At 55.0% G+C, this 1,163-nt stretch carries 1 protein-coding gene; it reads left to right on the forward strand.

The annotated features are described in order from the left end of the window. On the forward strand, positions 1–1,108 hold a 1,108-nt coding region (locus tag V6944_RS23260; RefSeq protein WP_333500670.1), incomplete at its 5' end, for an integrase core domain-containing protein. Positions 1,109–1,163: the final 55 nt, after the last annotated feature.

Here is a 1,163-nt window from a genome sequence, read left to right on the forward strand (position 1 = left end):
CCGTGCCAGCCAGGCTGGCACGATGTCTTTCTCCGCACTCTGCCGTCTCTTCGGCATCAGTCGTAAAACGGGCTATAAATGGCTCGGGCGTTTCGACCCTTCAGAGCCTGCGACGCTTTTCGACCGCTCACGCGCGCCACTCTCACATTCCCGCACCGTCCCGCCAGATATTGCTGCCCATCTGATGGCATTACGGCAAAAACACCCTGACTGGGGGCCGAAAAAGCTGCGGATGTGGCTCCTTAATCATCAGGCCAACTTCCCTGTTCCGGCTGCCAGCACTATCGGCGATATCCTCAAGCGTCAGGGGATGGTTCCGGACAGAAAGCGCAAGCACAGAACGCCCGGCAATCGTCAGCCGCTGACCACTATCCAGGATATTAATCAGGTCTGGAGCGCTGATTTTAAAGGGAAGTTCAGACTGCTGAGCCGGGAGTACTGCCATCCGTTTACGCTGACGGATAACCACAGCCGATACCTTCTGAGCTGCCGGGGTAGCCATCACGAGAACACCGCCTTTGCCCGGCAGTGCCTCACTGATGCCTTCCTTGAATATGGTCTGCCGGATGTGCTGCGAACCGATAACGGGCAGCCCTTTGCCGGTGTCGGAGTAGCGGGTCTCAGTCGTCTGTCAGTCTGGCTTATCAAACTGGGCGTCAGGCCAGAGCGCATCAGAAAGGGGCATCCGGAGGAAAATGGTCGCCATGAGCGCATGCATCGTTCACTGAAAAGTGCACTGAAGCACGGAAATATCTTCAGAACGCTGGAGCAACAGCAGACCTGGTTCAGCCATTACAGAGAAGAGTTCAACCAGGAGCGTCCACATGAAGCGCTGGGAGGAACCACGCCGGGTGAGATATGGCGGCCATCGTCACGCAGCTGGGACGGAAAAGTCCCTGAATATGAATGGCCTGAAGGAGCGCGGTTGTACAGAGTGATGTCGAAGGGGGTGATACACATCGGTAAGGAAGTGTTCCTGAGCGAGGCACTGCTGGGGGAATACATCATGCTGGAAGAAAAAGATGATGGCGTTGAGGCCATCATCTTTAACGGTATAACGCTTGCTTACTATGACCGGAAAAGCCGTAGTATTATCCGGATAGACTAGGAAAGTGTTACCTATGTTCCCGGTCTGAAGTGTTACCTATGTATCCGGTCGTACA

This window comes from Kluyvera sp. CHPC 1.2972, assembly GCF_036759925.1.
Classification (GTDB): Bacteria; Pseudomonadota; Gammaproteobacteria; order Enterobacterales; family Enterobacteriaceae; genus Kluyvera.